The organism is Robiginitalea sp. (assembly GCF_049588695.1).
Taxonomy (GTDB): domain Bacteria; phylum Bacteroidota; class Bacteroidia; order Flavobacteriales; family Flavobacteriaceae; genus Robiginitalea.
In genome coordinates this window covers 1-5,244 of sequence record NZ_JBAVZJ010000440.1, presented here as the reverse complement: position 1 = coordinate 5,244, position 5,244 = coordinate 1, and the positions used below count along the sequence as shown (strand labels likewise).

Genomic DNA, 5,244 nt, shown 5'->3' with positions numbered 1-5,244 from the left:
CATAAAGTCAACCCCGTTGCCCATCACTGTATCCATGATTATGGCCACGGGCTTCCCATTTCCGGTAAGGGATTTCGCCTTTTCCAAGGTAGTGATAACTGCCTGCAGGTTATTTCCCTCCTTTAATGTTAGCACTTCCCACCCAAAGGCTTCAAATTTGGTTTTAACATCTCCCAGGGGCATCACCTCTTCGGTAGGGCCATCAATCTGCTGGCCGTTGCGGTCTACCGTTGCGATGAGATTGTCGATTCCGCGTCCTGCGGCATACATAACGGCTTCCCAAATTTGCCCTTCCTGCAGTTCCCCATCCCCATGGAGGCTGTAGACCAGGTGGGGGTCTTTATTGAGTTTTTTCGCCAGCGCGGCACCTATAGCGACCGACATTCCCTGTCCGAGGGATCCGGATGCGATTCGTATTCCGGGGAGGTGTTCGTGTGTAGCCGGATGGCCCTGCAAGCGGGAATTGATCAGGCGGAAGGTACTGAGTTCTGCCACGGGAAAGAACCCCCTGCGCGCCAGGACGCTGTAGTAGACCGGGGAGATATGGCCGTTGGAGAGAAAAAACAAATCTTCCCCAATACCATCCATCTCGAAAGTGTCCTTTATATGCATGACCTCATTAAAGAGGGTCACAAAAAATTCCGTGCAACCCAGGGAGCCTCCGGGGTGTCCGGAATTGACCTTGTGCACCATCCGGACAATATCCCTGCGCACCTGTGTAACCAGGGCTTCCATATCCTGTATTTCCGACATTTTTGTTTTTTTAGGTTTCCCAAAAGTACGGGCATTCTTCTGCTTGAACAAAGGTTGTTGTTACAATTTATCAACGGTTTTTAAGGGGTAACTTTAAGGGTTTCTTTACTGTGGAATGCAGGCGAGTTGTGTATCTTTGACCCCGCCTGACATGCGATTTACCCTCGAACATACCGACCCCGGGACCCGTGCCCGAGCAGGTCTTTTTGAAACGGCCCATGGCCCGGTCAGGACCCCTATTTTTATGCCTGTGGGAACGGTAGCCTCGGTTAAGGGAATCCACCAGAAGGAGTTACGGGAAGAAATCGACCCGGACATCATCCTGGGGAATACCTACCACCTGTTTCTGCGTCCGGGTATGGAAATCCTCGAAGCAGCCGGTGGCCTGCACACCTTTATGGGATGGGACCGCGCGATTCTCACAGACAGTGGCGGGTACCAGGTCTACTCCCTTTCTGCCAATCGCAAAATTAAGGAGGAAGGGGTGAAGTTTAAATCCCATATCGACGGGTCCCTTCACGTATTCACCCCTGAACGGGTTATGGAATTGCAGCGGAGTATCGGCGCAGATATCATCATGGCCTTTGACGAATGCACGCCCTATCCGTGCGAATACGACTATGCCGAGCGGTCCATGCATATGACGCATCGCTGGCTCGACCGCTGTATAGACCACCTTAAAAAAGCACCCCCCTTGTACGGCTATCAGCAGTCCTTCTTCCCGATAGTCCAGGGTTCGGTATACCCGGATTTAAGAAAGAAATCCGCCGAGTATATCGCTGGGAAAGATGCCGTAGGGAATGCCATTGGGGGCTTGTCGGTAGGGGAACCGGCCGAGGAGCTCTATGCGATGGCCGATGCAGTTTGCAGTATTCTGCCTGAAGACAAACCGCGGTATCTGATGGGGGTGGGAACGCCGATCAATATACTGGAGAACATCGCCCTGGGTGTGGATATGTTCGACTGCGTGATGCCCACCCGCAATGCGCGGAACGGGATGCTCTTTACCTCAGAGGGGACTATCAATATCAAAAACAGGAAGTGGGCTACGGATTTTACCCCCCTGGATCCTATGGGGCTTACCTTTGCAGACCGGGAGTATTCCAAGGCGTACCTCAGGCATCTTTTTGCCGCAAATGAGTATCTTGGAAAGCAAATCGCCACCCTTCACAACCTGGGCTTTTACTTGTGGCTGGTACGTGAGGCACGGCGCCGGATCCTGGATGGGACCTTTGGCCCCTGGAAGGATAAAATGGTACGTCAAATGGATAAACGACTCTAGAGGTATGGGTATTATCGACCGGTATATCCTAAAGAAATACCTGTTGACCTTCGGGTTGATGCTGCTGCTTTTTGTGCCTATCGGCATCATGCTCAACCTGGCGGAGCAGATTGGGAAGATGATCGACAACGAGGCTCCCCTGATGGAAATTATCCTTTATTACGTGAATTTCACCATCTACATCGGGCATTTACTCTTTCCGATTTTTCTATTTCTCGCCATCATTTTCTTTACCTCAAAAATGGCGAATAACACCGAAATTGTCGCCATCCTCTCTTCGGGGGTTTCCTTCCGCCGGTTTTTAAGGCCCTACTGGATAGGAGCTTCCATTATTGCCATAGTGATGTTTATTATGGGAATGTTTATCGTACCCGCGGCCAGTAAGGGATACAATGAGTTTAAATTTAAATACCTGAAAAAGAAAAATCAGGACCGGGTGACCAACAATATTTTTAACCAACTTGGTGAGAGCGATTACATATATGTCAGTTCTTTTGATCCGGAACGGCAAATTGGCTATAATTTCACTTACGAACATTTTTCCGAAGATGGTACCCTGCAGTACAAAATCAATTCTGCGAACATTCGTTGGGTACCGGCAGACAGTGTATACCGCCTGACTTCCTATACCCGGAGGGATTTAAAGGGGGATATTGAAGAAGTGGTGACCAAACGACGATTGGACACGCTCTTCGCCTTCCAGATCGACGACCTCACCCCTGTTTCCTATATCGGAGAGACTAAAAACCTCTTCGAACTCAACGAGTTTATCCGGGTGCAGAGGCGCAAAGGCGCCTCGAATGTCAATACCTATGTCATGGTCTTGTACAAACGCTGGGCCCTTCCCATTACAGCTTTTGTCCTTACCATAATCGGGGTTGCAGTGTCCTCGGCCAAAAGAAGGGGGGGCATGGGTGCCAACCTGGCCTTCGGTATCGGGGTGGCTTTTATCTATATTTTTATGGATAAGGTTTTCAGTACCCTGGCCGAACAGTCTGGATTTCCGCCCCTGATGGCTGTGCTTTTACCCAATGTTTTTTTCGGGATTCTGGGCTTTTACCTCCTGCAAAAAGCCAAACGCTGATATTTCATACTTTTGGGGCAGGGCAAAGGAAGGAGGTTTTCCAAGATAGTTTATCTTTGCCCTGACCAATCATCCAAAATTTTATACTGTCCATGGAGTACCTGGATTTTGAATTGCCCATAAAAGAGCTGGAGGAGCAGCTCGAAAAATGTGCGCTTATCGGGGAAGAGAGTGATGTGGATGTTACGGAAACCTGCAAGCAAATTGAAAAGAAGCTCGCTGAGACCCGTAAGCAGATCTATAAAAACCTCACGGCCTGGCAGCGGGTACAACTCTCGCGCCATCCAAACCGCCCCTACACTCTGGATTATATTCGCGCCATTTGTGGGGATACCTTTCTGGAATTGCACGGAGACCGCACGGTAAAGGACGACAAAGCCATGATCGGCGGACTCGGAAAAATAGGGGATCAGTCCTATATGTTTATCGGCCAGCAAAAGGGATACAATACGAAAACAAGACAATACCGAAATTTCGGGATGGCCAATCCGGAAGGGTATCGCAAAGCCCTGCGCCTGATGCGTTCGGCCGAGAAATTCGGCATTCCGGTTGTCTGCTTTATCGATACCCCCGGGGCTTACCCGGGTATTGAAGCGGAGGAGCGCGGGCAGGGCGAAGCCATTGCCCGGAATATCCTGGAAATGACCCGCCTCAAAGTACCGATCATCGTTGTGATCATCGGGGAAGGCGCTTCGGGAGGTGCCCTGGGAATTGGGGTAGGGGATTCTGTACTGATGTTGGAGAACACATGGTACTCCGTAATCTCACCCGAATCCTGTTCTTCTATCCTCTGGCGCAGTTGGGAATACAAGGAACAGGCGGCGGATGCGCTTAAGCTCACTGCCACCGATATGAAAAAATTAAAGCTGATCGATGAGATCGTAAGGGAGCCTGCAGGAGGTGCACATGCCAACCGGGAAAGGACTTTTGAAATCGTCCGGGACAAAATTGCAAAGCACTATCAGGACCTCGAAAAGTTATCACCAAAGGATTTGATTGCAAAACGGATGGAAAAGTACACCGGTATGGGGGTGTTTAAAGGGTAATCCTTTTGTAACTAATGATTTAGAAAAAATCCGGAGGAATGACCTCTGGATTTTTTTGTTATCAACATTAAGTTGTAACTTATTAACAGCTGTATTGTGAATGAACGGTGAATATCCGGACCGCACTTGCAGGGTTAACTTAACGTTAATTTTCTACTTTTGAAGCTATGGAAAAATCGAGGGCATTAGTGGGCCGAAAAGTCGGAACTCCGGGGGTTATACCTCTGGAGAAAGGGAAAATACCCCCACAAGCCGTTGATTTAGAGGAAGTTGTGCTTGGCGCAATGATGATCGATAAAAAAGGTGTTGATGAGGTAATCGATATTTTGCACCGTGATGTTTTCTACAAAGAGGGCCACCGTTATATTTACGAGGCTATTTTTAAGTTGTTTGAATCTTCGCAACCCGTGGATTTATTAACCGTTTCGGCCCAATTAAAGACCGATGGAAAACTCGAAGTTGCCGGCGGTGACTTTTACCTTATAAAACTGACCCAAAAAGTCGCATCCTCAGCCCATATTGAGTTCCATGCGCGAATCATTCTACAGAAATACATACAGCGCAGCCTTATTAAGATTTCCAGCGAGATCATTGAAGAGGCTTATGACGAGGCAACCGATGTTTTCGATTTGCTCGACAATGCTGAATCCAAACTTTATGAAGTTACCCAGGGCAATCTGAAGCGCTCTGCGGAAACGGCCCAGAACCTGGTTATCCAGGCCAAGAAGAAAATTGAGGAGATTTCGAACAAAGAGGGACTCAGTGGCATTCCTTCGGGGTTTGACAAGGTAGACCGCCTCACCTCGGGATGGCAACCCAGTGACCTGATCATTATAGCGGCACGTCCCGGAATGGGTAAAACTGCCCTCACGCTTTCAATGGCCCGTAATATTGCAGTCAACGCGAATATACCCGTGGCCTTCTTCTCCCTGGAAATGTCTTCCGTCCAGCTGATTACCCGCCTGATTTCTTCGGAAACCGGCCTTTCATCAGAAAAGTTGCGAACGGGTCGTTTGGAGAAACACGAGTGGGAACAGCTCAACGTCAAGGTAAAGACCCTGGAAAAGGCCCCTTTATTT

5 protein-coding genes are annotated in these 5,244 nt (G+C 49.1%); 4 read left to right on the top strand and 1 reads right to left on the bottom strand.

Going from position 1 to position 5,244, the window contains the following annotated elements; genetic code table 11:
- A partial coding sequence (locus WBV75_RS10485) for a transketolase (protein ID WP_424120562.1) occupies positions 1-804 on the bottom strand: 804 nt, incomplete at its 3' end.
- Between the two features lie 100 nt (positions 805-904).
- On the opposite strand from WBV75_RS10485, the gene tgt reads away from it, so the two are divergent.
- The 4 genes from tgt to WBV75_RS10465 form a co-directional block, all read left to right on the top strand.
- On the top strand, positions 905-2,035 hold the full coding sequence (tgt, locus tag WBV75_RS10480) for a tRNA guanosine(34) transglycosylase Tgt (protein ID WP_424120561.1): 1,131 nt from the start codon (positions 905-907) through the stop codon (positions 2,033-2,035).
- A gap of 4 nt (positions 2,036-2,039) precedes the next feature.
- A complete protein-coding gene (locus WBV75_RS10475; RefSeq protein ID WP_424120560.1) occupies positions 2,040-3,119 on the top strand; it encodes an LptF/LptG family permease in 1,080 nt (359 codons plus the stop codon).
- 92 nt (positions 3,120-3,211) lie between these two features.
- Entirely contained in the window at positions 3,212-4,165 is a 954-nt protein-coding gene (locus WBV75_RS10470; protein WP_424120559.1) for an acetyl-CoA carboxylase carboxyltransferase subunit alpha, read from the top strand.
- A 167-nt stretch (positions 4,166-4,332) separates the two neighbouring features.
- The coding region (locus tag WBV75_RS10465) for a replicative DNA helicase (RefSeq protein WP_424120558.1) at positions 4,333-5,244 on the top strand (912 nt) is incomplete at its 3' end.